This is a genomic window from Pseudomonas gorinensis, assembly GCF_042015035.1.
GTDB classification, from domain to species: Bacteria; Pseudomonadota; Gammaproteobacteria; order Pseudomonadales; family Pseudomonadaceae; genus Aquipseudomonas; species Aquipseudomonas gorinensis.
On sequence record NZ_CP167125.1, the window covers coordinates 3,079,452 to 3,103,947 of the forward strand.

Consider the following 24,496-nt stretch of genomic DNA (forward strand, 5'->3'; position numbering starts at 1 on the left):
GAGCAGATGAAGGCTTTAGACAAGCTGCTGGGCGGCCAGCAAAACCTGATCGGCATCGTGCTGTTGGCGCTGTTGATCCTGGTGGTGTTTCCCCTGACCCTGGATGCGTTCCGGCTGAACATGGTCGGCAAGTACCTGACCTACGCGTTCGTCGCGGTGGGGCTGGTGCTGTGCTGGGGCTATGGCGGCATTCTCAGCCTGGGGCAGGGCGTGTTCTTTGGCGTTGGCGGCTATTGCATGGCGATGTTCCTCAAGCTGGAGGCCTCCGACCCGCAGAGCACCAAGATTCAGTCCACCCCCGGCATTCCGGACTTTATGGACTGGAACCAGATCACCGAATTGCCCTGGCTGTGGCAGCCGTTCCACAGCTTCAGTTTCACCCTGGTGGCGGTGATCGCGGTGCCGGTGCTGCTGGCCTTTATCATCGGCATGGCGCTGTTCAAGCGGCGCGTGGGCGATGTGTACTTTTCCATCGTCACCCAGGCGATTGCGCTGATCCTCACGGTGCTGATCGTCGGCCAGCAAGGCCTGACCGGTGGCGTCAACGGCATCACCGACCTCAAGACCCTGCTCGGCTGGGACCTGCGCACCGACAGCGCAAAAATGCTGCTGTACTTCATCAACGCCGGCTTGCTGTTCGGTTGCATCTTCATTGGCCGCTTTATCCTCGCCTCCAAGCTGGGCCGGCTGTTGATGGCGATGCGCGACAAGGAAGAGCGCGTGCGTTTCTCCGGTTATGACGTGGCCAGCTTCAAGATCTTCGTGTTCTGTGTGGCGGCGGCGTTCTCGGCCATCGGCGGGGCGATGTTTGCCTTGCAGGTAGGCTTTATGTCGCCGTCGTTCGTCGGCATCGTGCCGTCGATCGAGATGGTGATCTTCGCGGCGGTGGGCGGGCGCATGTCGCTGCTCGGCGCGGTGTATGGCGCGCTGCTGGTGAACTACGGCAAGACCTATTTCTCCGAGTCCTTCCCCGAGTTGTGGCTGTACCTGATGGGCGGGTTGTTTATCGCCGTGGTCATGTACTTCCCCAATGGCCTGGCCGGGTTGTGGGACAGCCACGGGCGCCAGGCGCTGGCCAAGCTGCTGCGCCGCCCACCGCCGATGAAAGCCGTGGCCCCCAAGGCCAGACCCAAGGCTGAAAGCAAGATCCTGGAGACCCAACCATGACCGCCGTTGGCTTTGAAATGAACAAACCGGTGCTGGCCATCGAGGGCCTGACGGTGTCCTTCGACGGCTTCAAGGCGGTCGACAACCTCAACCTGTATATCGACCGCAACGAAGTGCGCGTGGTGATCGGCCCCAATGGCGCGGGCAAGACCACGGTACTGGACCTGATCTGCGGCAAGACCCGCGCCACCAGTGGCAGCATCCAGTTCGATGGCCAGGAACTGACCAAGATGCGCGAGTACAACATCGTGCGCGCAGGCGTGGGGCGCAAGTTCCAGAACCCGTCGATCTACGAAAACCTCACCGTCTTCGAAAACCTCGAGATGTCCTACCCGGCCGGGCGCAAGGTGTGGGGCGCGCTGTTCTTCAAGCGCAACGCCCAGGTGATCGCACGGGTGCAAGAGGTGGCGCGGGAGATCTTCCTCGGCGACCTGTTGCAACAACAGGCCGACCTGCTGTCCCACGGGCAAAAGCAGTGGTTGGAGATCGGCATGCTGCTGATGCAGGACCCCGAGCTGCTGATGCTCGATGAACCGGTGGCGGGCATGAGCGTCAACGAGCGCGCGCAGACCGCCGAGCTGCTCAACCGCATCAGCCAGGGCCGTTCGGTGCTGGTGATCGAGCACGACATGGAATTCGTCAAGAGCATTGCCCACAAGGTCACGGTGCTGCACCAGGGCAAGGTCCTGGCCGAGGGCAGCATGGAGTCGGTGCAAAGCAATCCGAAAGTCATCGAAGTGTATCTGGGCCACTGAGGAGCCGCGCATGTTCAAGATCGACCAGTTGTCCTGCGGCTACGGGCAGAGCCAGATCCTCCACGACCTGGACCTGCACGTGGCCAAGCGCGAGATCGTCGCGGTGATGGGCCGCAACGGCATGGGCAAGACCACCCTGTTCAAGAGCCTGATGGGCATCCTGCCGCAGTGGCAGGGCCAGGTCAGTGTGGACGGCCATGAGGTGTCGGCGCTGGAAACCCATGAGCGGGTAGCGCGGGGCATTGCCTATGTGCCCCAGGGCCGCATGATTTTCCCCAGCATGAGCGTGCTGGAAAACATCCAGACCGGCCTGCCGGCCTCGGCCCGAGGCAAGGTGCCGGAGGACTTGTATGCGCTGTTCCCGGTGCTCTACGACATGCAGTCGCGCAAGGGCGGCAACCTGTCGGGCGGGCAGCAACAGCAGTTGGCGATCGCGCGGGCCTTGGCGACCAACCCCAAGGTGTTGCTGCTGGATGAACCGACCGAGGGCATCCAGCCGTCGATCATCAAGGACATTGCACGCACGCTGAAGGAAATCCGCAACCTGCGCGACCTGACCATCGTGGTGTCGGAGCAGGTGCTGTCCTTCACCCTGGAGATCGCCGACCGTTTCCTGGTGATCGAGAAGGGCCGCTTTGTGATCGAAGAGACCCGTGATCGAGTGGACGAGGCGACCATCAGTCGCTACCTGTCGGTGTGACGAGGGCGGTCCCAGGGCCGCCGCATAGACAGCACGTACATGCAATTTTCCCCTGCCCGATAGCGCCACACTTCCCCCATCGCTCAACGTTCCAGGGGGGAAGACACCATGGACCCGACACCCAAGACCAGCCCTGACGAAGTCGTCACCCTGGTCGTCAAACACCGCATCAAGCCAGGCCTTGAAGCCGACTACGAAGCCTGGCTGCGGCGCATCGTGCGCATCGCCGGCGAGCGCCCCGGCCACCTCGGTGTAGACGTAGTGCGCAGCAAGCAGGGCGGCCTGGCGCTGTTCACCTGCGTACTGCGCTATGGCACCACCGCTGCGCTGGAGCAGTGGCTCGACTCCCCCCAACGCAAACAGCTGATCGCTGAAGCTGCGCCGATGCTGGCCGACGGCGACCAGACTGAAATCGGCGCGGCCAACGAGTTCTGGTTCACGCCCCTGGCCGACAGCGCCGCCAAGCCGCCGCGCTGGAAGCAGGCGGTGGTCAGCCTGTGTGTGATTTTGCCGCAGACCTTGCTGTTGCCGTTTATCTGGGGGCCGATCCTGCGTCTGCACCCGTTCCTGTCCAACTACGTGGTCTCCACCTTCCTGGTCACCCTGACCATCGTCCTGTTGGTGGTCTACCTGCTGATGCCGGCGGCTACCCGCCTGTTCGCTCCCTGGCTTGAAGCCTCTGTAAAGGAAACCCTATGAACGCCGATCTGATTCTGTTCAATGGCCAGTTCCACACCGTGGACCGTGAAAACCCGCGCGCAACCGCCGTCGCCATTCGCGAGGGGCGCTTCGTCGCCGTCGGCACTGACGGTGAGGCCATGGCCCTGCGCGGCAGCGGTACCCAGGTCATCGACCTCAAGGGGCGTACCGTGATCCCCGGCCTTAACGACTCGCACCTGCACCTGATCCGGGGCGGGCTGAACTATAACCTCGAACTGCGCTGGGAAGGCGTGCCATCCCTGGCCGATGCCCTGCGCATGCTCAAGGAGCAGGCCGACCGCACCCCCACGCCACAATGGGTGCGCGTGGTCGGTGGCTGGAACGAATTCCAGTTCGCCGAAAAGCGCATGCCGACCCTGGAAGAGCTCAACCAGGCCGCGCCGGACACCCCGGTGTTCGTGCTGCACCTGTATGACCGCGCCTTGCTCAACCGCGCCGCCCTGCGCGTGGCCGGCTACACCAAGGACACGCCGAACCCGCCGGGTGGCGAGATTGTGCGTGACAGCCAAGGCAACCCCACCGGCATGCTGGTGGCGCGGCCCAACGCGATGATTCTGTATTCGACCCTGGCCAAGGGCCCGAAACTGCCCCTGGAATACCAGGTCAACTCGACCCGCCAGTTCATGCGTGAACTCAATCGCCTGGGCCTCACCAGTGCGATCGACGCCGGTGGCGGTTTCCAGAACTACCCCGATGACTACGCGGTGATCGAGCAACTGGCCAAGGATGAACAGCTGACGGTGCGCATCGCCTACAACCTGTTCACCCAGAAGCCCAAGGAAGAGCTCAGCGATTTCAAGAACTGGACCGGCAGCGTCACCCTGCACCAGGGCGACGACTACCTGCGCCACAACGGCGCTGGCGAGATGCTGGTGTTCTCCGCGGCGGATTTCGAAGACTTCCTCGAACCGCGCCCGGACCTGCCGCTGACCATGGAGCAGGAGTTGGAACCGGTGGTGCGTCACTTGGTGGAGCAGCGCTGGCCGTTCCGCCTGCACGCCACCTATGACGAATCGATCTCGCGCATGCTCGACGTGTTCGAGAAGGTCAACCGCGATATTCCGTTCAATGGCCTGCCATGGTTCTTCGACCATGCCGAAACCATCACCCCGAAAAACATCGAGCGCGTACGCGCCCTGGGTGGCGGCATTGCGATCCAGGACCGCATGGCGTTCCAGGGTGAGTACTTTGTCGAGCGCTACGGTGCCAAGGCCGCCGAAGCCACGCCGCCGATCAAACGCATGCTGGCCGAAGGCGTGCCGGTGGGCGCGGGCACCGATGCCACGCGGGTGTCGAGCTACAACCCGTGGACCTCGCTGTACTGGATGGTCAGCGGGCGTACCGTCGGCGGCCTGGAGCTGCATGCCGAAGGCTTGCCACGCCTGACCGCGCTGGAGCTGTTCACCCACGGCAGCGCCTGGTTCTCGTCCGAGCAGGGCAAGAAGGGCCAGATCAAGGTCGGCCAGTTGGCGGACGTCGCCGCGCTGTCGGCGGATTTTTTCAGCGTCGATGAAGAAGCCATCAAATGGATCGAATCGGTGCTCACCGTGGTCGGCGGCAAGGTGGTGTACGGCGCCGGCGACTTCGAAGGTTTCGCGCCACCGCGCGTACCGGTGCTGCCGGACTGGTCGCCGGTGGTCAAGGTGCCAGGGCACTGGCGTCCGTCTTCGCCGTTGCAAGCTCAGGTCCACCAGTGCAGCGGCCCCTGTGGCGTGCATTCCCATAGCCACGAAAAGGCGCGCCTTTCCAGCGTGCCGGTCAGCGACTTCCAGGGTTTCTGGGGGGCGTTTGGCTGTTCTTGCTTTGCCTTTTAATCAACTCGCCTCTTTCGACAAACAGGAGCAACTCCCATGACTTACAAACGCCTGAATAAAGATGATGCCGTGGTGCTGTTGGTGGATCACCAGACCGGCCTGATCTCCCTGGTGCAGGATTTCTCCCCCAATGAGTTCAAGAACAACGTACTGGCCCTGGCCGACGTGGCGAAGTTCTTCAACCTGCCGACCATCCTCACCACCAGTTTTGAAGGCGGTCCTAACGGCCCACTGGTACCCGAGCTGAAGGAACTGTTCCCGGACGCGCCGTATATCGCCCGTCCTGGCCAGATCAACGCCTGGGACAACGAAGATTTCGTCAAGGCCGTCAAGGCCACCGGCCGCAAGCAGATCATCATTGCCGGGGTGGTAACGGATGTGTGCGTAGCGTTCCCGACCCTGTGCGCCCTGGAAGAAGGCTTCGAGGTATTCGTGGTCACCGACGCCTCCGGCACCTTCAACGAAACCGTGCAACAAGCCGCCTGGGCGCGTATGACCGCCGCCGGTGCGCAACTGGTGAACTGGTTCGCCGTGGCCTGCGAGCTGCAAGTGGACTGGCGTAACGACATGGAAGGCCTGGCCAACCTGCTGTCGCCGCGCATCCCGAACTACCGCAACCTGATGAACAGCTACTCGGCGTTCACTGCCAAGTAACCGGTTTTCAAGCCTTTAGGTAATCAATGTGGGAGGGGGCTTGCCCCCGATTGCGGTGTGTCAGTCTCAGTATTGTTGACTGATGCACCGCTATCGGGGGCAAGCCCCCTCCCACATTTAAATTGTGGTGATGCGACTATCCAGTTATAAAACAGCCAAATGTCCACCGAGAAGCGACAATGAACCCCTTCGAAGACATGCGCCTGTTCTGCCAGGTCATGGAGTCCGGCAGTTTTACTGCCGCCGCCGAGCAACTCGGCCTGTCCAAGCAATTTGTCAGCCGCCGCCTGATCCAGCTCGAAGACCGCCTCGGCGTACGCCTGCTCAACCGCTCCACCCGCCGCCTGGATGTCACGCCCCTGGGGCAAAGTTACTACGAATCCGCCTTGCGCCTGCTCAACGATGTCGAGCAAGTGGAGCAGGGCATCGCCGGCCAGAACAGCGAACCGCGCGGCACCCTGCGCCTGAGCGCGCCGCTGTCGTTTGCCATGGCGCACCTGGGCTGCCTGCTGCCGCAGTTCTTGCAGCGCCACCCCCAGGTGTCGGTGGAGGTCGACCTCAGCGACCGCCCTGTGGACCTGATCGGCGAAGGCTACGACCTGGTCTTGCGCATCGGCACCCTGGAAGACTCCACCCTGATCGCCCGCCGTATCGCCAGCATCCCGCGGGTGTATTGCGCCAGTCCCGACTACCTGGCCCTGCGCGGTACCCCGCAAAAACCCGAGGACCTCGCCGACCACGACTGCCTGCCCTATGGCCATGGCCGCCAGGTGCAGTGGCGCTTCAAAGGCAAGGTGCAGGCACTGCAGGTCAGTGGCCGCATACGTGTGAATAACGGCGACCTGCTGCGCGACACCGCCATCGCAGGGCTGGGTGTGACCTACTTGCCGACCTTTATCGTCGGCGATGCCTTGAAGGACGGGCGCCTGGTGAGCGTACTGGACGACTTCGCCCCCGAAGACCTGACCTTGTCGGCGGTGTATCCCCAGCATCGGCAAAGCTCACGGCCGGTGCAGGCGCTGGTGGCGTTCCTGCGCGAGCGCCTGGCTAGTGGCTGTTGAATAGCTGGCGGATCAGGCTCGGCGTGCTGCCGGTCCAGCGCTTGAATGAGCGCCGGAAGTTCGCCGCGTCGTTGAAGTTCAGGTACGCCGCCACCTCATCGTTGCTGTAGCCCTTCACCTGATACAGGTGCAACGCGACTTGCTTGCGCACCCGATCCACCTGCTCCTGGAAGCCGGTGTCGTGTTTGTGCAGCTTGCGCTTGAGGGTCGCCGGGCTCATGGCGAAGGCCTGGGCTGCCTGTTCCAGGCTCGGCGGCTGGCGCACCTGGTCGTGCAGGTAGTCGTACAGGCAGTCGAGAAAGCTGCAGGCAAAACCCAATTGTTCGATCTGCTCGCGCGCTTGCTGGCGGGCGACCTGGCCAGCGGTGGCCGAGGCGCCCGGCCAGGCGCGGGTGAGGTATTCGCGCGGGATGCTCATCATGTCCAGCGGGCGCTCGAAGCGCGTGTGTTCGCCCAGGTTGACCCAGTACTGTTCGACATAGCGCGGCTCGCCGTGGCTGAAACTGCACGCCCACGGCAGGCGCTGGCCGCTGAGCCATTGGCTCATGGCAACCAGCGAGGTCATGCTCGCTTCCAGCAGGAAGCGCCAATGCTCGCCGGCGCCGCAACTGTCCCGCCAGTACAGGTAGGCGTGGTGTTCATCCAGCTCCAGTTGCAGCGTGGCCAATGGGCTGAGCAGCACCTGTTGCTGGATCAGGATCTCCAGCGCCTGGTGCAGGTGTTGCGCATGGCCCAGAGCGTGACTGGCCGCGCCGTAGTAACCGGGCAATAGCCGCTGCCCCAACAAAAAGCTGCTGTCGTCGGCGTCCAACAGCTTGCGGCTGTTGCCGATCAAGCCGAGAAACTGCTGTGGGCTCAGGCGTGCGGTACCCGCCAGGATGTCCTCATGAAACAGCCCGGTGCCGCGCAGCAGGCGGTGGCTGTCGATGTCGCGGGACAGCGCCAGGTCGATCAGCGTGGCGGGTTGGTAATGGCCGGGGATGAAGCGGCTGTCGGCTTCATACCAGCTGGTTTTCACGGCCATCTCAGGCACTTTTCGCAAGCGGTTGCTTGGCCCTGGCCAACGCCAGGTTCAGACGCTTGAGCAAGTCCTGGGGCGGTTCTTCAAGCGCCATCACCACGGCGGTGGTCGCAGCCAGTTGCAGGCGTTCGCCCTGTTGCCGGGTCTTGTGGGCCAGGCCGCGCACCGCTTGCTGCAACTCCAGCGCCAGCTCCTTGGCCTGGCGTTCGCCGGTATTGGGCAGCAGCACGACAAAGCGGTCACCGGCCAGGCGGCACAGCAAGTCCTGGCGGCGCAGGTTGAGCAGGAGCAAATGGCTCAACGCCTGCAACACCGCATCGCCCTCGGCGTGGCCGTAGGCCTGGTTGATGGCGGCGAAATTGTCCAGGTCCAGGGCCAGCAACGACAGCGGTTGTTGTTGCTCGCGGCTGTCTTGCAGGCTGTCGGCCAACTGACGCTTGAGGTAATCGGCGCCGGCCAGCGGCGTGAGTTTGTCGAACAGGCGATGTTCGCGAAACAGCCGTTCGCGTTTCTCCATCTGCGCGCTGATCGCCAGTTGTTCGCGGTGCCAATGGTAGATGCCGATGGTCAGCAGGATCATGCCCACCGGCATCGGCCCGGACTCCAGCCAGTGGTCCCAGGTGATGCTGTCGGGCAGGCGGATGAATTCGTCGAGGCTGTCGATCCACCAGGAGAAAAAGATGCACGACAGGCCCAGCGCCAGGTAGTTGGTGACGCGGCCGGCGGGGCGGCTTTTCAGCACCAGGCCCAGCCACACCAGGGCGAGCAGGGCGGAACCGCCTTCGCCGAAGATATCCAGCCATACCCACTCACTGACGCTTTTCAACTCGCCACAGGCCAGGTGCAGGATCAGCCCGAGGTTGGCGGCGATCAGCAGCAACGAGAGTTTCCAGCGGTGGGGCTTGAGCACGGAAAACATGGCCGCGGGTCCTTGGACAAGTGAGCGAGGAGGCCAGCACAGCAGATGCATGTGACCGTTGGATGACGGTGGGGGAGGGTCGAATCAGCTCATCTCAAACACACTGGAGATCAAAAAATGTGGGAGGGGGCTTGCCCCCGATGGCTGTGTATCAGTCAACAGATATACCAGCTGACCCACCGCCATCGGGGCATGGGTATCTACACAATGTTGTATTAGCCAACGCTAACCACGATGCGAAGCGAGCCGCTCTTGATCTTGCTTTAGATCTTGATCTCAGGCGCCCCGTTAAACCACGCTGGCCGCAATTCGACAGTGATTTGGGGGGTAAACCGGCAGGGATGCCGGTTTAGCCGCCCCGCGCCATGGATGGCGCGTGGCGGCGGCCCCCCAAATCACTGTCGGATTGCGGGCACACCGAGCCTGGGCGAGGTGCCGAGTGGTGGGGCAAGAGCCCTTTGCTTACTTTGGGGCTTTTCCAAAGTGAGCCGCCGTAAGGGCGGAACCCTAAGTGGCCGTTACCGCAGCAACGGATATGTACCCGGTCCAAACCAAAAAAATAGTCGGCCCAGAGGCCGCCATCGGGGGCAAGCCCCCTCCCACAGGGGATCTTCACAGGTCATATCAGCTCATTCCACATCCAGAATCGGGCAAAACCCCCGGTTTACGGGGCTTCGCGCCGATCCCTGTCACAGAACCGTCATCCCCCACCCCTAGCTTGCCCTCCCAGTTGCCGGGCCACTTGCCTGGCGCCAACGGACTCTTGGGGAGGATTTCATGTACAAGCGCACCGGGCTCGTCAGCTTTACGCTTACTGCCTTGGCCCTGGCCATCGCCAGTGAACGGCTCAACGCGGCGGAAGCGGCCACCACCGAACACGTTGAAGTGGTCGGCCAGGCTGCGGCCATCGACAAGGCCCTCAAGGAGCAGCGTTCCTCCGACAGCATCAAGAGCGTGGTGCATGCCGACGGTGTGGCGCAGTTGCCCGACGAAAACGTTGCCGAAGCGGCGCAGCGCCTGCCGGGGATCAGCGTCGAGCGTGACCAGGGCGAAGGGCGCTTTGTCAGCGTGCGTGGCCTGGGCCCGGACCTTAACAGCGTGACCATCAACGGTACCCTGGTGCCATCGCCCGAGAGCAAGCGGCGCGCCGTGGCCCTTGATGTGCTGCCCTCGGAACTGGTGCAGTCGCTGTCGGTGATCAAGACCCTGACCCCAGACATGGACGCCAACTCCCTGGGCGGTACCGTCGACGTGAAGAGTCTCTCGGCCTTCGACCACAACGGCCTGTTCTACACCGGCAGCACCGAAGCCAGCTACGACAAGAATACCGGGCAGACCAGCCCGAAATTCTCCGGCGCCGCCAGTAACCGTTTCAGCCTCGGCGACGGCATCGACAACTTCGGCGTGGCGGCGGCGCTGAGCTGGCAAAAGCGCGACTTCGGCTCGGACAACGTCGAAACCGGCGGCGCCTGGGACTTCAGCCGGGGCGCGCGGCTTAACGAGTTCGAACAGCGCGACTACGACATCAGCCGCGAACGCGCCGGCGGTGGCCTGAACTTCGACTACAAGCCCGACGACCTCAGCAGCTACTACCTGCGCACCCTCTACAGCCGCTACAAAGACAGCGAAACCCGCAACTCCACCAGTATTGAATTTGCCGACCCCCAGGCCGCTGGCGAACTGGGCGATGCCGAGGGCAAGCGCAAGCTGAAGAACCGTGAAGAAACCCAGGAAATCCAGTCCTACGTGTTCGGCGGCGAACGCATGCTGGGCCTTTGGACCTTGAGCGGCCAGGCCGGTTACAGCCAGTCCAGCGAAGACAGCCCGGCGCATATCGCAGGCGCCACCTTCGACGGCGGCGACTTTGCCAACAGCGGTTTCTACGACAAGGACAAGCCCCGCCCGATCATCGGCAGCGGCTTCTACGACGCCAGCAACTTCACCCTCGACAAGGTCGACTGGGAAAAACAGAACACCCAGGACACCGAGAAAAACCTGCGCCTGGACCTGGCCCGCGACTATGACCTGAGCGGTTACGCCTCCCAGGTCAAGTTCGGCGGCAAGGTCAGTCGACGGAACAAGGACAACGACCTCGAAGCCTGGGTCTATAAAGACTTCGACACCCTGGGCTACAGTGCCGACCAGCTCAACCTCACCCAGTTCCAGAAGGGCAGCGTCGACTATCGCCTCGGCAACTACGGCCCAGGCATCAGCCCCGGCGCCATCAAACAACTGATTGGCAGCCTCAACCCGGCGGATTTCTACGACGAGACCGAATCGCGGGTCAACGACTTCACCCTCCGCGAAGACATCAACGCCGGCTACCTGATGAACACCATCGACATCGACGACTGGCGTTTTATCGCCGGCCTGCGTTACGAAGGCACCGAGTTCGAAGCCAAGGGGACCGGCGCCACCGACGGCCAGTTCACCGCCACCGAGACCAAGCGCCGTTATCACCACTGGCTGCCGGGCCTGCATGCGCGCTACCAGATCGACAAGAACACCCAGGTGCGCGCGGCCTGGACCAAATCGGTGGTGCGCCCGACCTTTGGCCAGCTGGCACCGGGCTTTGTGATCGACGATGACGAAGCCACCTTCGGCAACCCGGACCTCAAGCCCCTGGAGTCGAGCAACCTGGACCTGGGCATTGAACACTTCATGGGCCGCGCCGGGACCGTGTCGGCGTTCGTGTTCTACAAGGACATCAAGCATTTCGTCTACAACACCGACCTCGCCGGCACCGGCGCCTGGGCCAACTTCGCCGAGGCCCATACCTACGCCAACGGCGACAGCGCCAAGCTCTACGGCCTGGAACTGGCCTACTCACAGAAGTTCGACTGGCTGCCCGCACCGTGGAACGGTTTGCTGATCGGCGCCAACAGCACCTTCAGCCGGTCCAGCGCGGATATCGAAGGCTTCGACGCTGCCAGCGGCACGAACCGCAAGCGCACTATCAGCCTGCCCAACCAGTCGGACACCGTCGGTAACCTGATGCTCGGTTGGGAAGACGACACGCTCAGCCTGCGCCTGTCGGCCAACTACAAGTCGGCCTACCTGTATGAACTGGCGTCGATCAACGACAAGGCCCACGACCGGCACGTCGACGCGCAGACCTTCGTCGATTTCAGCGCGCGTTACTCGCTGACCAAGAACCTGCAAGTCAGCTTCGAGGCCCAGAACCTCACCGACGAGTCGTACTTCGTCTACACCGGCAACCGCAGCTACAACGGCCAATACGAAGAGTACGGCCCGACCTACAAAGTGGGCCTGACCTTCACCCATTTCTAACCCACCCCATACCCCACTGTAGGAGCGAGCTTGCTCGCGAAAAAGCCCGGAACACCGCGTGCATCCAGACAGCCCGCGACATCGTTGACGTTCTTCGCGAGCAAGCTCGCTCCTACAAGACAAGGATTTTGTTTGTTCATGAGACTTTCCAAGCTATACCTGCTGATCGCCCTGGCCACCGGCGGCAATGCATTCGCCGCCGACCTGGCGCTGACCCCTTGGGCACCCAGCCTGAAGGCCGAAGCCGTGGCCTTCCTGCCCAACGCCAGCGAGCGCGTGGCCGCCAGCACCCGTGACGGCCTGCAACTGCTCGACAGCAAAGGCGCCGAACTGGCGCGTTTCAAAGGCAACTTCAGCAGCCTCGACACCCGCGCCGCAGGCACCCACGTGCTGGTCGCCAGCCTCGACAACGACCGCCAGCAGGCGCTGCTGATCAACCTGGACAGCGCCAGCAAAACCTGGGGCACGCCGGTCTACCTGCCGACCCGCGACTACCCGGTGAATGGCCTGTGCCTGTACCGCGACGCAGCGGCCAACCTGTTTGTGTTCCTGGTGGGCGAGGAGGGCAAGGGCGAGCAATGGCTGGTGGGCAACGGCTCGACCTTGCTCGCTGAACCCCAGCGCGTACGCGGTTTGCCGCTGCCGCCGTCGGCGCAGTTCTGCCAGGTGGACGACGCCACCCAGCAATTGGTGGTGAATGAAGAGAATGTGGGCTGGTGGGCCTACCCGGCGCACCCGGAAGCCGATGTGAAACGCACCCCGGTGGCGCTGTTCGACAACCCCAAACGCGAAGCCGGGGCCATGGCGCTGGTACCCGGTGGCGTGGTCGCGCTGGACCCGAAGACCGCCCGGTTGCACCTGTTCCAGCAAACCGGCGAGCGCTGGGTGGAGCAATCGAGCCTGAGCCTGCCGGGCCTGAAAGAGCCGGAACAACTGGCGATCAATGGCCGCCAACTGCTGGTGCGCGATGACGACAGCGGCGCGCTCTACCAGGCCAGGCTCGACTGGCAGGCCAAGCCCGTCGCGGTGGCGCCGCTGCTGCCGGAGGTCGCGGCCTTGCGCCAGAGCGACCCGGTTGGCCGCCAGGGCGATGCGGCGGATGACCCGGCGATCTGGATTCACCCCGAAACACCGGGCAAAAGCCGTGTGCTCGGCACCAACAAAAAGCAAGGCCTGCTCGCCTACGACCTCGACGGCAAGCTGTTGCAGGAACTGGCGGTGGGCCGCCTGAATAACGTCGATGTACGCCCCCGCTTCAAGCTCGGCCAGCAAACGGTCGACCTGGCCGTGGCGAGCAACCGCGATCACAACAGCCTGAGCCTGTTCAGCATCGACCGTCAGAGCGGCGAGCTGCGTGAAGCCGGTGAAGTGCCCACGCCGCTCAAGGAAATCTACGGCATTTGCCTGTTCCAGCCAGCCAGCGGCGAGATCTACGCAATCGCCAACGGCAAGGACGGCACCTTCCTGCAATACCGCCTCAGCGCGCCGGACGGCCGGGTGCAGGGCGAGCTGGTGCGCCAGTTCAAGGTCGACAGCCAACCCGAAGGCTGTGTGGCCGACGACCAGCGCCAGCGCCTGTTTATCGGTGAAGAAGATGTGGGCGTGTGGGCGGTGGATGCGCGTGCCGATCAACCGGCGACCTTGACCAGCGTGATCAAGGTCGGCCCACAGTTGCATGCGGATGTCGAAGGCCTGGCGCTGTATCAGAGCGATAAGCATGACTACCTGGTGATCTCGAGCCAAGGCAATGACAGCTACCTGGTGGTGGATGCCGAGCCGCCGTTTGCCGTGCATGGCGGCTTCCGCGTCGGCTTGAACGCCGCTGCCGGGATCGACGGCGCTTCGGAAACCGATGGCCTGGAAGTCACCGCCATCAACCTCGGCGGGCCGTGGAGCCAGGGCATGCTGGTGGTGCAGGACGGGCGCAAGCGTATGCCCGAGCAAACCCAGAACTTCAAGTTCGTGCCCTGGGCCGAGGTCACCCGCGCATTGAAATTGCCGTGAACCGTCATCAACCGGTCATCACTTTTTAATCGAATGGGAGATTCACTATGCACGCGACGATGGAACATATGACGATCTGGGGTTTGATCAGCGACGCCAGCCTGTTGGTCAAGGCGGTCATGGTCACCTTGCTGTTGGCGTCCTTGCTCAGCTGGTACCTGATTATCCAGCGCGGCAGTGTGCTGCGCCGCCTGGAACGGCAGTTGAACGGTTTTGTGCAACGCTTTCGCGCCGCGCCGGACTTGCAGGCGCTGTACCGCGACACGTTGCAGGCGGGCGAGGGCGGCGTGGCGCCGATCTTTATTGCCGGGGTCCAGGAATACCAGCACCTGCACAGCCATGATCCGCAGGTGCTCGAAGGCGTCGAGCGGGCCTTGCAGGTAGCGATCACCGAGCAGGAAATCGAGCTGGAAAAGGGCCTGCAATTTCTCGCCACCGTGGGGTCGGTCAGCCCGTACATCGGTCTGTTCGGCACGGTGTGGGGCATCATGAATTCCTTTATCGGCCTTTCCCAGGTGCAGCAGGCCACGTTATCCACCGTAGCGCCGGGCATCGCCGAAGCCTTGATCGCCACGGCCATCGGCCTGTTTGCCGCCATCCCGGCGGTGATCGCCTATAACCGTTTCGCGGCGCGCGGCCAGACTCTGCTCACCCGTTACTACGCGTTTGGCAATGAGCTGCAAGTGCGCCTGCACCGCAGCCTGCGCGGTGCCGCGATCAACCTGGCCGTGGCCGCCTGAACAGGAGCGCTCCCATGTTAGTAAGGCCGCAACGCAAGCACGGGCCCAAGGCCGAGATGAACGTGGTGCCGTATATCGATGTGATGCTGGTGCTGCTGGTGATCTTCATGGTGACCGCGCCGATGTTGACCCAGGGCGTGAAGATCGAACTGCCCAAGGTCGCCGCCGAGGCGTTGGCCACCGACACCCGCCAGCAGATCCTCACGCTGTCGGTAAAGGCCGACGGTGGCTATTACTGGAACCTCGGCGGCGAACTCGATACCCAACACCAGACCGACAGCGCCGTGAGCCTGGAGGAAATGGGCGCCAAGGTCATGCAGGTGGTGGCCGCGCGCAGCGACACCCAGGTCTACATCCGCGCCGACGACAACGCCGGTTACGGCCGTGTGGTCGCGGCCATGGCGGTGTTGCAGAAGGGCGGGGTCAGCAACCTGGGGCTGGTGACCGAGGCCCCGCAATGACGGCGATGATCATGCACAGTCCGACCCTGCCGATGGCGCCCCGGGATGCTTCGGGTTTTTGCAGAAACAGCCTCGCCGCCAGCCTGGCGGTGGCGCTGCACGTGGGCGTGCTGGCCGCGTTGATGCTGGGCTGGTCGACGGAGAAGCCTGTGGTGGATGCCCCTCGGGTGATGCACACGCAGTTGGTCATGCTGCCACCGGCGCCAGCGCCCGAGCCTGAACCGGTGGTGGCCGCGCCCGCACCGTCGGAGCCGCTGGTGGTACCGGTGCCGGCCCCGGCAAAGCCCACGGTCGACCCGCAGATCCAGGCGCAAAAACTCGAGAAAGCCGCCTTGGCGCGTAAACGCGTCGAAGACAAGAAAATCGAGCAGCAGCAGGAACGCCTGGCCACCGAACAACGCCATCGTGAGCTGGAACAACAGCGCCTCGATCAGCAACGCCTGGCCGCTGAAAAAGCCCGAGCTGCTACCCCAGCCCCGGCAGCGGCCTTCGACAGCCGCCAATACCAACCCCTGAGCAAGGAGGCACCGGACTATCCCGAACGCGCCCTGGACAAGCACATCGAAGGCGACTGCTCGGTGGAATACACCGTCAACCCCCAGGGCCGGGTAGAGAACCCCAAGGTGCTGGACGGCTGCCACCCCTTGTTTATCCGGCCTTCATTGGCGGCGGCGAATACTTTCCGTTACCAGCCGCGGATCGTCGAAGGCAAGGCCGTGGCCGTACCAGCGGTGCGCAACACCTTCCACTACCGCATCAAATAAGATTTTCCAATGGACACAGGCGCCATGTGGGAGAGGGGGCAAGCCCTAATGAGGAACACTGTAACTGTGGCGGGCGGACTTGTTGTGGCGAGCGGGCTTGCCCCGCGTTGGGCTGCGAAGCGGCCCCAAAACCAGGCAGCGCGGTGTGTCAGTTAAAAACACATCGCCTGTGATGGGGCCGCTTCGCGCCCCAACGCGGGGCAAGCCCGCTCGCCACAACAAGCCCGATCACCACAGTAAGCCCGCTCGCCACGGCAAGCCCTCTCCCACATGGTTGAACGGCGTCAGGCGTTAGCTAGATTCGATAGTTCGATACCTGAAACGTAGCGTTCCAGATTCGCCAGGAACGTATCGGCAATCTCGTTGCGGCTATTGGTCGAGATCGCCGAGGTGTGCGGCGATAACCGCACCCGTGGGTGGCTGTACAGCGGGTGCCCATCCGGCAGCGGCTCCGGCTCAGTCACGTCAAGCGATGCCAGGCCGATTTGGCCGTTATCCAACGCCTCCAACAACGCCTCCTGATCCAGCAACCCACCGCGTGCGATGTTGATCAGGTGCAGCCCCGGCTTGGCGCTGCCCAGCACATCACGGTTGATGATATGCCGCGTGGCCTCCGTCAGCGGCGCTGCCACCACCAAGTGGTCGGCGCGGGCGAACAGGTCATGGATATCCGCCGCCGCCTGCACACCGTCAACACCCAACGGCGTCGAACGGTGGCGCAGCGCGACCACCTTGATGCCCAGGCCCAGGGCTTTGTGCGCCAGGCTTTGGCCAATTGCGCCGAAGCCGAGGATGCCCAGGGTGGTGCCCTTGAGCGGACGCAGGGCGGTGAAGTTCCATTGCGAGTCCTTCACCCAGATGTCCGGCAAATGCTTGGAGGCGGCAAAGATCGCCGCCAGGGCGAACTCGGCCAGGTTGTCGGCGGCGCTGCCCCGGGAGGTGGTCACCGGTGGGCCGTTGAACAGCCACTGCGGGTAGAAGTCGATACCCGATGAGACCAGGTGCACCCATTGCGCACCATAGGGCCAGCCCGGCGGTGGGGTGTCCGGTGCCGTGTAGCCGTGCACGTTGATCGGGCGCAGCAGCAGGATATTCGCCTGGGGCGGCAGGTCGCCTGGCACGCCCACCGGCACGCCGATCACCTGGGCTTGAGGGTGGATCGCAGTGACGCGCGCGCGGATCACGTCGTTGTAGTCTTCGCCCAGTTGGCTGGCAATAATCACCTGGCTCATGTGCGTTCCTTCTGGCGTTGGGCGAAGACGGCTTTGCCGACGCCTTGCAGCACGGCGTCGTTCTGTGGGGTATGCACGCGGCTGCACAGCACGTCGCGGTAATGCCGTTGCAGTGGGTTGTGTCGCGACAGGCCGGGGTTGCCGGACGCCTCAATGGCCAGCTCCACCGCACGGATGGCGTTACCGGTTACCAGGTACTTCAATTGAGCCGCATTGGCTGCCGGGGTGTGGCCTTCGGCGGCAGCGTCCAACAGGCTGCGGTTGGCAAACAACAGGGTGTCGATATGCCCAACGGTTTCCTGGAAACGCGGCAGGGTGGACAGCGCCGCGCCGAGGTTGGACGGCCTGCGTTCTTCCAGCCAATTCACCAGCCAGTCCCGCGCGGCCTGGGCCACGGCGTCATACACCGAGGACAACAACACCGACATCCATAGGAAATCCTCGCTATCCAGCTCGGGCTTTGGCGCGCTCCAGGGGCTGACGCTGACGGCGTGATCCAGCGGCACCAGCACGTTGTCGAGCACCACTTCATGGCTGCAAGTGGCGCGCATGCCCAGGTGGTCCCAGGTGTCGATGATGCTCACGCCGGGGCTGTCCTTGGGCACCAGCCAGATGCCCACCAGTGGGTCTGGGTCATCGCTGCGTGCCCATACGCTGAACCAGCTCAGGCCATGGCTGCCGGTGGAGTAGATCTTGCGCCCGCTGATGCGCCAGCCATCAACGGTGCGCACCGCCGTGGTCGCCGGCAGGCCCCCGCGGGCCGGGGTGCCGAGGTCGGGTTCGACGCGCAGGGCATTGATCAGCGCGCCGTTGCGTACCGCCTCTTCGGCGACTCGCACGCGCAGGTGCCGGGGCCAGGTCTTGCTGTCTTGCAGGCGGGTGTGTTGCAGGTACTGCATGACCAGGATCAGTGCAGTGGACGGTTCACCCTTGGCAATCGCGCTGATCGCCTTGCGCGCCTGGGGCAGGCTGGCTCCGCCGCCACCGAGGGCCTTGGGCACGGTGAGGGCGAGCAGGCCATGTTCATGCAGCAACGTGAAATTGTCGTGGGGGAAGGCACCGCTTTCGTCGTACAGGTGCGCGGTGCTGGCCAGCTCGGCGCCGAGGCGTTCGAGCAGGGCATCGAAGTGGGCGACTTCCACGGAGCGTAGAGACGGTTGGGTCATAAGAATGTACTCAGGCCAGGGCCTTTTCGGGGGCGTCGATCACGCTGTAGCGGTTGGCCGGTACGTCCAGGCCGAGATTGTCGCGCAGGGTCTGGCCGCTGTACTCGGTGCGGAACAGGCCGCGCTGTTGGAGCACCGGCACCACCAGCTCGGTGAAGTACTGCAAGCCATCCGGCAGTACCGAATTGACGATAAAACCATCGCTGGCGCCAGTCTCGAACCAGGTCTGGATCGCGTCGGCGACCTGTTCCGGGGTGCCGACGAAATCACGCTTGGGCCGTGAGAACCGCAGGGCCACTTCGCGCAGGGTCAACCCTTCGTCCCTGGCCAGTTGCTTGATGCGGTCCGAGCCGCCTTTCTGGCTGTTGGAGCCCAGGTCGCCGAGTTCCGGGAAGGGGGCGTCCAGGGGGTACTGGCTGAAGTCATGGTCATTGAACGGGCGGCCCAGGGCGACGATCGCGTCTTCCACGGTGACCAGGTCCACGGCCTGCTGATAGCGGCTTTCCACTTCGGCCTCGTCGCGGCCGACAATCGGGCGGATGCCCGGCAGGATAGACAGGCTGTCGGCGTCGCGGCCAAAGCCTTTGGCGCGGCGTTTGAGGTCCTGGGTGTAGGCCAGGCCTTCTTCGATGCTCTCCACGTGCACAAAGATGGCGTCGGCGTTCTGCGCCGCAAAGTTACGCCCATCTTCGGACGTGCCCGCCTGGAAAATCACCGGTTGGCCCTGGCGCGAGCGCGCAATGTTCAGCGGGCCTTTTACCGAGAAAAACTCGCCCTTGTGGTTCAGCGCATGCAGCTTGCTCGGCGTAAAGAATTCGCCGCTTTGCTTGTTGTAGGCAAAGGCGTCGTCTTCCCAGGAATCCCACAGGCCCTTGACCACGTTGAGGTGTTCCTTGGCGATGCGATAGCGCACGGCGTGCGGCGGGTGCTCTACCTTGCCGAAGTTGTCGGCGGTGCCGCTGAGCCACGAGGTGACCACGTTCCAACCGGCACGACCGCCGCTGATATGGTCCAGCGACGCGAACTGGCGCGCGACCTGATAGGGCTCGGTGTAGCTGACGGTCACGGTGGCGACCAGGCCGATGTGCGTGGTCAGTGCCGCGAGGGCCGAGAGGATGGTCAGCGGCTCGAAACGGTTGAGGTAATGCGGGCTGGACTTGGCGTGGATGTGAAGGCTGTCGGCGATGAACACGAAGTCGAACTTGGCCGCTTCGGCGAGCTCGGTCTGCTGCTTGTAGAAGCCGAAATTCGTGCTGGCGTTGGGTTGCGCCTGCGGGTGGCGCCATTCGCCCCAGCCGTGGCCGACACCGTGGACCATGGCCCCCAATTTCAATTGACGTGGCTTGCTCATGTTCTGCTCCTTAGCGCGAGGCTTGATTGTTGGGGGCACGCTTGGCGTTAAAGCTCTTGTCGAAGCCCTGGGACACGTCGATGTGCCTGGTCAGCAGGCCTTCTTGTTGGTAGGTGTCGGCGGTGGCTTGCAGGCCACTGATCACGCTGTCGTCAATCAGCACCGGGCTCAGGCGGGTCTCCTTGGCCACGGCCACATGCACGGCCAGCGGCAGCCCGGTGATTTTGGCCTGGGCGGCGGCGTACTCGTTGGGGTGGGTATTGGCCCAGGCGTAGGCGCGGTCGACGCGGGCGACAAAGTCGTCCAACTGCGTGCGCTTGTCGGCGATGGCCTGGCTGGTGGCGGCAAGGTACAGGTGGTTGCTCAACAGCGTGTTGCCGCTGGCCACGATCCGCGCCTGGCTTTGTGAGGTGACCACCGTGGTGTAAGGGTCCCAGGTCGACCAGGCGTCGACGGTGCCGTTATCCAGCACCAGGCGCGACTCGCTGGGCAACAGGAAAATGAACTGCACATCCTTGGTGGTCAGGCCGGCCGTGGCCAGGGCCTTGATCACCAGGTAGTGGCCGATGGACCCGCGTCCGGTCACGATTTTCTTGCCCTTGAGGTCGGCCACCGTCTTGATCGGCGAATCCTTGGGCACCAGCAGGGCGGTGGTGTTACGCCCTTCGGCGTGGATGATGCTGACCACCTTGAGCGACGCTCCGGCCCCCAAGGCAAACACGTAGGGTGCGTCACCCAAGGCGCCGATATCCACGGCCCCGGCATTCAAGGCTTCGCCCAGGGGCGAAGCGGACGGGAACTCCGACCACTGGATTTCATAAGGCACGTTTTTCGCCTCGCCCGAGACTTCCAGCAGCGTCTTGATCGTCGATTTCTGGTTGGCCACCCGCAGCGGTTGCAGGTCGGCGGCGTGGGCGCTGGTGGCCAGGCCAAGGGCCAGGGCGGTGCTCAGGAGCAGGCGCTTGAATGGGGTAGTAAAGACCATGGGATGCAGGCTCCAGGCAGATCAGAAAAAAGGTTTGGCTACCTCCGCCTGGAGAAGGGGTCGGTGAGGAGTTTACGTTATGCTCATAAAAACATACTGTGAAGTTCTTTTTGGTTATATGTTAATTATTAAAATAACTGATTATGTATTTATTGATTATTCTAAAATTGCATGGATTAACCCTGAGGTGGATGCGGTCCATGTGGGAGAGGCGGTGCGACGATTCGACTTGCTTCCTCCCACAGGGATCTGTGCCGGGTATGGAAAAGTGATCAGATCACATAGAACCCATGGGTGCCGTCGCGGGCCAGTTGGTCGACTAAACCGAACTCCCAGTCCAGGTAGGCCTGCATGGCTTCCTTGGGGTTGTCCGTGCCTTCGTAAGGGCGGCGGTAGCGGTCGATACGCGGTGAGGCCAGGTGGGTTTCACCTTCTTCCAGCGGCAGTTGCGCGTTGATCCAGCCAGCGGTGCCGTCTTGCAGCAGGAACACTTGCTTGCCGGTGATGGCTTCGACTTCGGCCACGGCCAGGCGCGCCAGTTGGCTGCTGCCGCAGGTCAGCACGTAGCGCTGGGCGGCCGGCACCTTGGCCAGCGCCTGGGGCAGTTGCGCGCGCAAGGCCCACCAGGCACCAGGGATATGGCGTTTGACGTAGTTGGCGCTGGCGGTGAAATCCAGTACCGCCGTGTCGCCATGGGCCAGCCACTCGGCGAGGGTGTGCGGGCTGATCAGTTCGGCCTGGGGCGGTGCGGGCACCGGCGCGACCCAGGCGCCATGCTCGCTGAAATCTGCGGCTTGCAGGCCGTCCAGCACATGCACTTCCCAGCCCAGTTGGGCCAGCCATGAAGCCGACATATTGGCGCGCACACCGTCATCATCGACCAGTACCAGGCGTGCACCGCGCACGCTGGCAACGTGATCGGTTTCCTGCACCAACTGCCCACCCGGGGTCGAGCGCGCGCCGCGCAGGTGGCCGGCTTCGAATTCCTCCGGGGTGCGCACATCGAACAAGTAGGTGGTACGGGACGCCTGCTGTTGCCAGCGCTGCAGGTCGGCGAGGGTGGCGCGGCCGACGCGGGCCTTGTCAGCCACACGCCGCGCATCCGCGGCGGCGACCTGGCGGTGGGCTTCCGAGGTCGGGGCAAAGCGTCGCGACTGACCATGGGCGAGCTTCTGCCCGGCCAACGTCCAGCCGATGGTGCCGTTGCGCAGGGCCGAGACCGGGTTGGCCACGCCGGCATTGATCAGTGACTGCGTGCCGATAATGCTGCGGGTGCGTCCGGCGCAGTTGACGATGATGCGGGTGGCCGGGTCCGGCGCCAGCTCACGGACGCGCAACACCAGTTCGGCACCCGGCACGCTGATGCCGGTGGGGATGCTCATGGTCTGGTATTCATCAAAACGGCGCGCGTCGAGCACCACCACATCGGCTTGGCTGTCGAGCAGCGCCTGCACGTCTTCAGCGGCCAGGGACGGCGTGTGACGCTCACTTTCGACCAGCTCGCCAAACGCCTTGCTCGGCACGTTGACGTCGATAAACAGCTCGCCACCGGCCTTGCGCCAACCGTCGAGCCCACCCTCGAGCAGGCTGACCTGGGTATAGCCCAGCGCGAGCAAACGTTCGGCCGCGCGGGCGGCCAGCCCTTCACCGTTGTCGTAGACGGTGACCTGGGTATCCCGGCGCGGAATGCGCGAGTACACCTCAAGCTCCAGCTTCGACAGCGGGATATTCGCGGCGAACAGGGGGTGGGATTCGGCAAACGGTGCTTCTTCGCGCACGTCTACCAGGGCGACTTCTTCACGGTCCAACAGGGCCTGGCGAATCTGGGCGTAGCTGCGGGTGGATACGGTGCTCATAGGGCGGGGCTCTTTTCTTTGGACAAATCCCAGATATTCGGGAGGAAGGCATTGGAATAGCCGGAGATAAACAGTTTCTCGCTGCCGTCGGGCTGGTACACCGCGCGGCGCACGGCACCGATATTGGCGCCGTACACATGAATGCTGATCGACACTTGGTCGCTGTGGGCATTGCTGACTTGATGGATGTCGCCGATCTTGGGCGATACCGCCTCGACCTGGCCCGGCACCAACTGGACCGGCTTGCCTTCGGCGACCAGGCGCCCGTCGGGCGCGCGCTGAAAGCCCTGGGAAAACTCCGCACCGCGCAACATGCCGATCAGCCCCCACACCCGATGGTCATGAATCGGCGTGCTTTGCCCCGGCCCCCACACAAAACTGACGATGCTGAACCGCTGGCGCGAATCGGCGTGCAGCAAAAATTGCTGATAGCGCTCGGGGTCGGGTTGGGCGAACTCATCGGGGAGCCAGTCGTCATGGCTGACCAGTTGCGCCAGCAGCTTGCCGCCACGGTGCAACAGGTCGCCTTCGCGTGGATTGCCGTCGATCAATTCCGCCAGGGCGCCTATGAAGGCTCTGAGTCTCTCGGGGTGCTTGGCTTGGGTCATGACAATTCCATCGGATACGTTTGATAGGAATGGGTTGATGGGTTTATATAAGCATAATGTTTATAGTTAATATGCTATTTTTTAATGATTAGCTTATAGCTGCAGGTAATTTAGAACCGGTCTGAATAGCGTTAGACGTTATCGATCACACGCTGGGCTATCCAGATAATCGTCCTGCAACTATGCTTTGCACACATCTTAATGACTGTTCTCTATGTGCGGCCCAAATGAAAATTGACGATATCGATGCCTTTGTCGAAGTGATTCGTTGCCAGTCCATCAGCCATGCCGCCGAGTCGTTGCAACTGACCCAGCCGGCCATCACCCGCCGCGTGCAGAACTTCGAGCAGGCGCTGGGCGTGGAGTTGTTCGACCGCAACACCAAGCCGCTCAAGCCTACGTTGATCGGCACCCGCGTCTATGAACAGTGCCGGTTGATCCTGCGCGAGATGGACGCCCTGCGCGAATTGGTCGCCACCGACGCACCGCCCACCGGCCTGTTACGCCTGGGCGTGCCGCAGACCATTGGTGACGTGGTGCTGCTCGATGCACTCAAGCACCTGCGCAGCGAATACCCCGACTTGCGCGCCCAGGTCGCCACTGGCTGGGGCAGCCAACTGGTGGGCAAGATCGAGCGCGGTGAGTTGGACGCGGCGGCGGCCCTGTTTCCGGCGGGCAAGATTTTCCCGGACAACGTGGTCGGCGAGTCCATCGGCAAGATGGAATTGGTGGTGGTCTGCGCCAAGGCCCAACTGCCGAAGAAGCCCTGCAAGCTGGCGGACGTGTACCAGAACGGTTGGATCCTCAACCCGGATGGCTGCGGTTTCCGCGCCGGTTTGCAGCGCACCTTGTCCGATCAAGGCCTGGCCCTGCGGGTCAACCTGGAGACGTTCGGCACTGAGTTGCAACTGGGCCTGGTGGCTGACGGCTTGGGCTTGGGCCTGGTGCCGCGGCCCTTGCTGGAGCGCAGTGCCCACCGCGAGCAACTGGCGGTGATGCCGCTCAAGGATTTCAAGCCGGTGATGGATTTGTGGCTGATCTACCCGCACTTCCTCGGTAACTTGCAGGGGCCGGTGGACGCGTTTGGCAAACTGGTGGCGGCGTCCCTGCATAAGATCCGCAACGCAGCCTGATCCATGTGGGAGGGGGCTTGCCCCTGATTGCGGTGTATCAGTCAGCTCGTCTGTCGCTGACCCACTGCCATCGGGGTGTAGAACCGTAGACATC

The 24,496-nt window shown here is 63.3% G+C and carries 21 protein-coding genes; 13 read left to right on the forward strand and 8 right to left on the reverse strand.

Annotated elements, in window-relative coordinates:
• Nucleotides 1-6 precede the first annotated feature (6 nt).
• From urtC to AB7933_RS14155, 7 genes are all read left to right on the forward strand, one after another.
• Nucleotides 7-1,167, forward strand: coding sequence for an urea ABC transporter permease subunit UrtC (urtC, locus tag AB7933_RS14125; protein ID WP_024074868.1), 1,161 nt, complete (start codon nucleotides 7-9; stop codon nucleotides 1,165-1,167).
• Nucleotides 1,164-1,922 (forward strand): urea ABC transporter ATP-binding protein UrtD, encoded by a 759-nt coding sequence (gene urtD, locus AB7933_RS14130; protein ID WP_024074869.1) that lies wholly within the window; start codon nucleotides 1,164-1,166, stop codon nucleotides 1,920-1,922. Before urtC ends, urtD begins: the two co-directional genes overlap by 4 nt.
• Nucleotides 1,923-1,932: 10 nt before the next feature.
• Nucleotides 1,933-2,622, forward strand: coding sequence for an urea ABC transporter ATP-binding subunit UrtE (urtE, locus tag AB7933_RS14135; RefSeq protein ID WP_024074870.1), 690 nt, complete (start codon nucleotides 1,933-1,935; stop codon nucleotides 2,620-2,622).
• 108 nt (nucleotides 2,623-2,730) lie between these two features.
• A complete protein-coding gene (locus tag AB7933_RS14140) occupies nucleotides 2,731-3,321 on the forward strand; it encodes an antibiotic biosynthesis monooxygenase (protein ID WP_024074871.1) in 591 nt (196 codons plus the stop codon).
• Nucleotides 3,318-5,156: an amidohydrolase gene (locus AB7933_RS14145; RefSeq protein ID WP_024074872.1), complete on the forward strand. Its 1,839-nt coding sequence runs from the start codon at nucleotides 3,318-3,320 to the stop codon at nucleotides 5,154-5,156. The genes AB7933_RS14140 and AB7933_RS14145 overlap by 4 nt, the downstream gene beginning before the upstream one ends.
• A gap of 36 nt (nucleotides 5,157-5,192) precedes the next feature.
• Nucleotides 5,193-5,810 carry an isochorismate family cysteine hydrolase YcaC gene (gene ycaC, locus AB7933_RS14150; protein ID WP_024074873.1) on the forward strand — a complete coding sequence of 206 codons (618 nt, stop codon included), beginning with the start codon at nucleotides 5,193-5,195 and terminating at the stop codon, nucleotides 5,808-5,810.
• Nucleotides 5,811-5,989: 179 nt separating this feature from the next.
• Entirely contained in the window at nucleotides 5,990-6,871 is an 882-nt protein-coding gene (locus AB7933_RS14155) for a LysR family transcriptional regulator (RefSeq protein WP_024074874.1), read from the forward strand.
• Here the strand turns inward: AB7933_RS14155 and AB7933_RS14160 are convergent.
• Nucleotides 6,858-7,895 (reverse strand): AraC family transcriptional regulator, encoded by a 1,038-nt coding sequence (locus tag AB7933_RS14160; protein ID WP_024074875.1) that lies wholly within the window; start codon nucleotides 7,893-7,895, stop codon nucleotides 6,858-6,860. The genes AB7933_RS14155 and AB7933_RS14160 overlap by 14 nt on opposite strands.
• Before the next feature lies 1 nt (nucleotide 7,896).
• On the reverse strand, nucleotides 7,897-8,811 hold the full coding sequence (locus AB7933_RS14165; protein WP_024074876.1) for a GGDEF domain-containing protein: 915 nt from the start codon (nucleotides 8,809-8,811) through the stop codon (nucleotides 7,897-7,899).
• Between the two features lie 777 nt (nucleotides 8,812-9,588).
• Between AB7933_RS14165 and AB7933_RS14170 the strand changes: the two genes are divergently transcribed.
• From AB7933_RS14170 to AB7933_RS14190, 5 genes are all read left to right on the forward strand, one after another.
• Nucleotides 9,589-12,102, forward strand: coding sequence for a TonB-dependent receptor (locus AB7933_RS14170; protein ID WP_024074877.1), 2,514 nt, complete (start codon nucleotides 9,589-9,591; stop codon nucleotides 12,100-12,102).
• Between the two features lie 138 nt (nucleotides 12,103-12,240).
• Entirely contained in the window at nucleotides 12,241-14,106 is a 1,866-nt protein-coding gene (locus AB7933_RS14175) for a phytase (protein ID WP_024074878.1), read from the forward strand.
• A 47-nt stretch (nucleotides 14,107-14,153) separates the two neighbouring features.
• Nucleotides 14,154-14,846: a protein TolQ gene (gene tolQ, locus AB7933_RS14180; protein ID WP_024074879.1), complete on the forward strand. Its 693-nt coding sequence runs from the start codon at nucleotides 14,154-14,156 to the stop codon at nucleotides 14,844-14,846.
• Nucleotides 14,847-14,860: 14 nt separating this feature from the next.
• A complete protein-coding gene (gene tolR / locus AB7933_RS14185) occupies nucleotides 14,861-15,307 on the forward strand; it encodes a protein TolR (protein ID WP_024074880.1) in 447 nt (148 codons plus the stop codon).
• Complete coding sequence (locus AB7933_RS14190) at nucleotides 15,304-16,071, forward strand: energy transducer TonB (RefSeq protein WP_024074881.1); 768 nt, start codon at nucleotides 15,304-15,306, stop codon at nucleotides 16,069-16,071. The genes tolR and AB7933_RS14190 overlap by 4 nt, the downstream gene beginning before the upstream one ends.
• A 284-nt stretch (nucleotides 16,072-16,355) precedes the next feature.
• Here AB7933_RS14190 and AB7933_RS14195 read toward each other — a convergent pair whose 3' ends face one another.
• From AB7933_RS14195 to AB7933_RS14220, 6 genes are all read right to left on the reverse strand, one after another.
• On the reverse strand, nucleotides 16,356-17,303 hold the full coding sequence (locus AB7933_RS14195; protein ID WP_024074882.1) for a D-isomer specific 2-hydroxyacid dehydrogenase family protein: 948 nt from the start codon (nucleotides 17,301-17,303) through the stop codon (nucleotides 16,356-16,358).
• Entirely contained in the window at nucleotides 17,300-18,469 is a 1,170-nt protein-coding gene (locus AB7933_RS14200; RefSeq protein ID WP_024074883.1) for an acyl-CoA dehydrogenase family protein, read from the reverse strand. The genes AB7933_RS14195 and AB7933_RS14200 overlap by 4 nt, the downstream gene beginning before the upstream one ends.
• A 10-nt stretch (nucleotides 18,470-18,479) precedes the next feature.
• Entirely contained in the window at nucleotides 18,480-19,820 is a 1,341-nt protein-coding gene (locus tag AB7933_RS14205) for an LLM class flavin-dependent oxidoreductase (protein ID WP_024074884.1), read from the reverse strand.
• A 10-nt stretch (nucleotides 19,821-19,830) separates the two neighbouring features.
• Nucleotides 19,831-20,805: an ABC transporter substrate-binding protein gene (locus AB7933_RS14210; RefSeq protein ID WP_024074885.1), complete on the reverse strand. Its 975-nt coding sequence runs from the start codon at nucleotides 20,803-20,805 to the stop codon at nucleotides 19,831-19,833.
• A 272-nt stretch (nucleotides 20,806-21,077) separates the two neighbouring features.
• The gene (locus tag AB7933_RS14215) at nucleotides 21,078-22,661 is read right to left on the reverse strand and encodes a rhodanese-related sulfurtransferase (protein WP_024074886.1); all 1,584 of its coding nucleotides are present in this window, start codon (nucleotides 22,659-22,661) and stop codon (nucleotides 21,078-21,080) included.
• On the reverse strand, nucleotides 22,658-23,269 hold the full coding sequence (locus tag AB7933_RS14220) for a cysteine dioxygenase (protein ID WP_024074887.1): 612 nt from the start codon (nucleotides 23,267-23,269) through the stop codon (nucleotides 22,658-22,660). Before AB7933_RS14220 ends, AB7933_RS14215 begins: the two co-directional genes overlap by 4 nt.
• A 227-nt stretch (nucleotides 23,270-23,496) precedes the next feature.
• On the opposite strand from AB7933_RS14220, the gene AB7933_RS14225 reads away from it, so the two are divergent.
• Nucleotides 23,497-24,402, forward strand: coding sequence for a LysR family transcriptional regulator (locus tag AB7933_RS14225; protein WP_024074888.1), 906 nt, complete (start codon nucleotides 23,497-23,499; stop codon nucleotides 24,400-24,402).
• Nucleotides 24,403-24,496 lie beyond the last annotated feature (94 nt).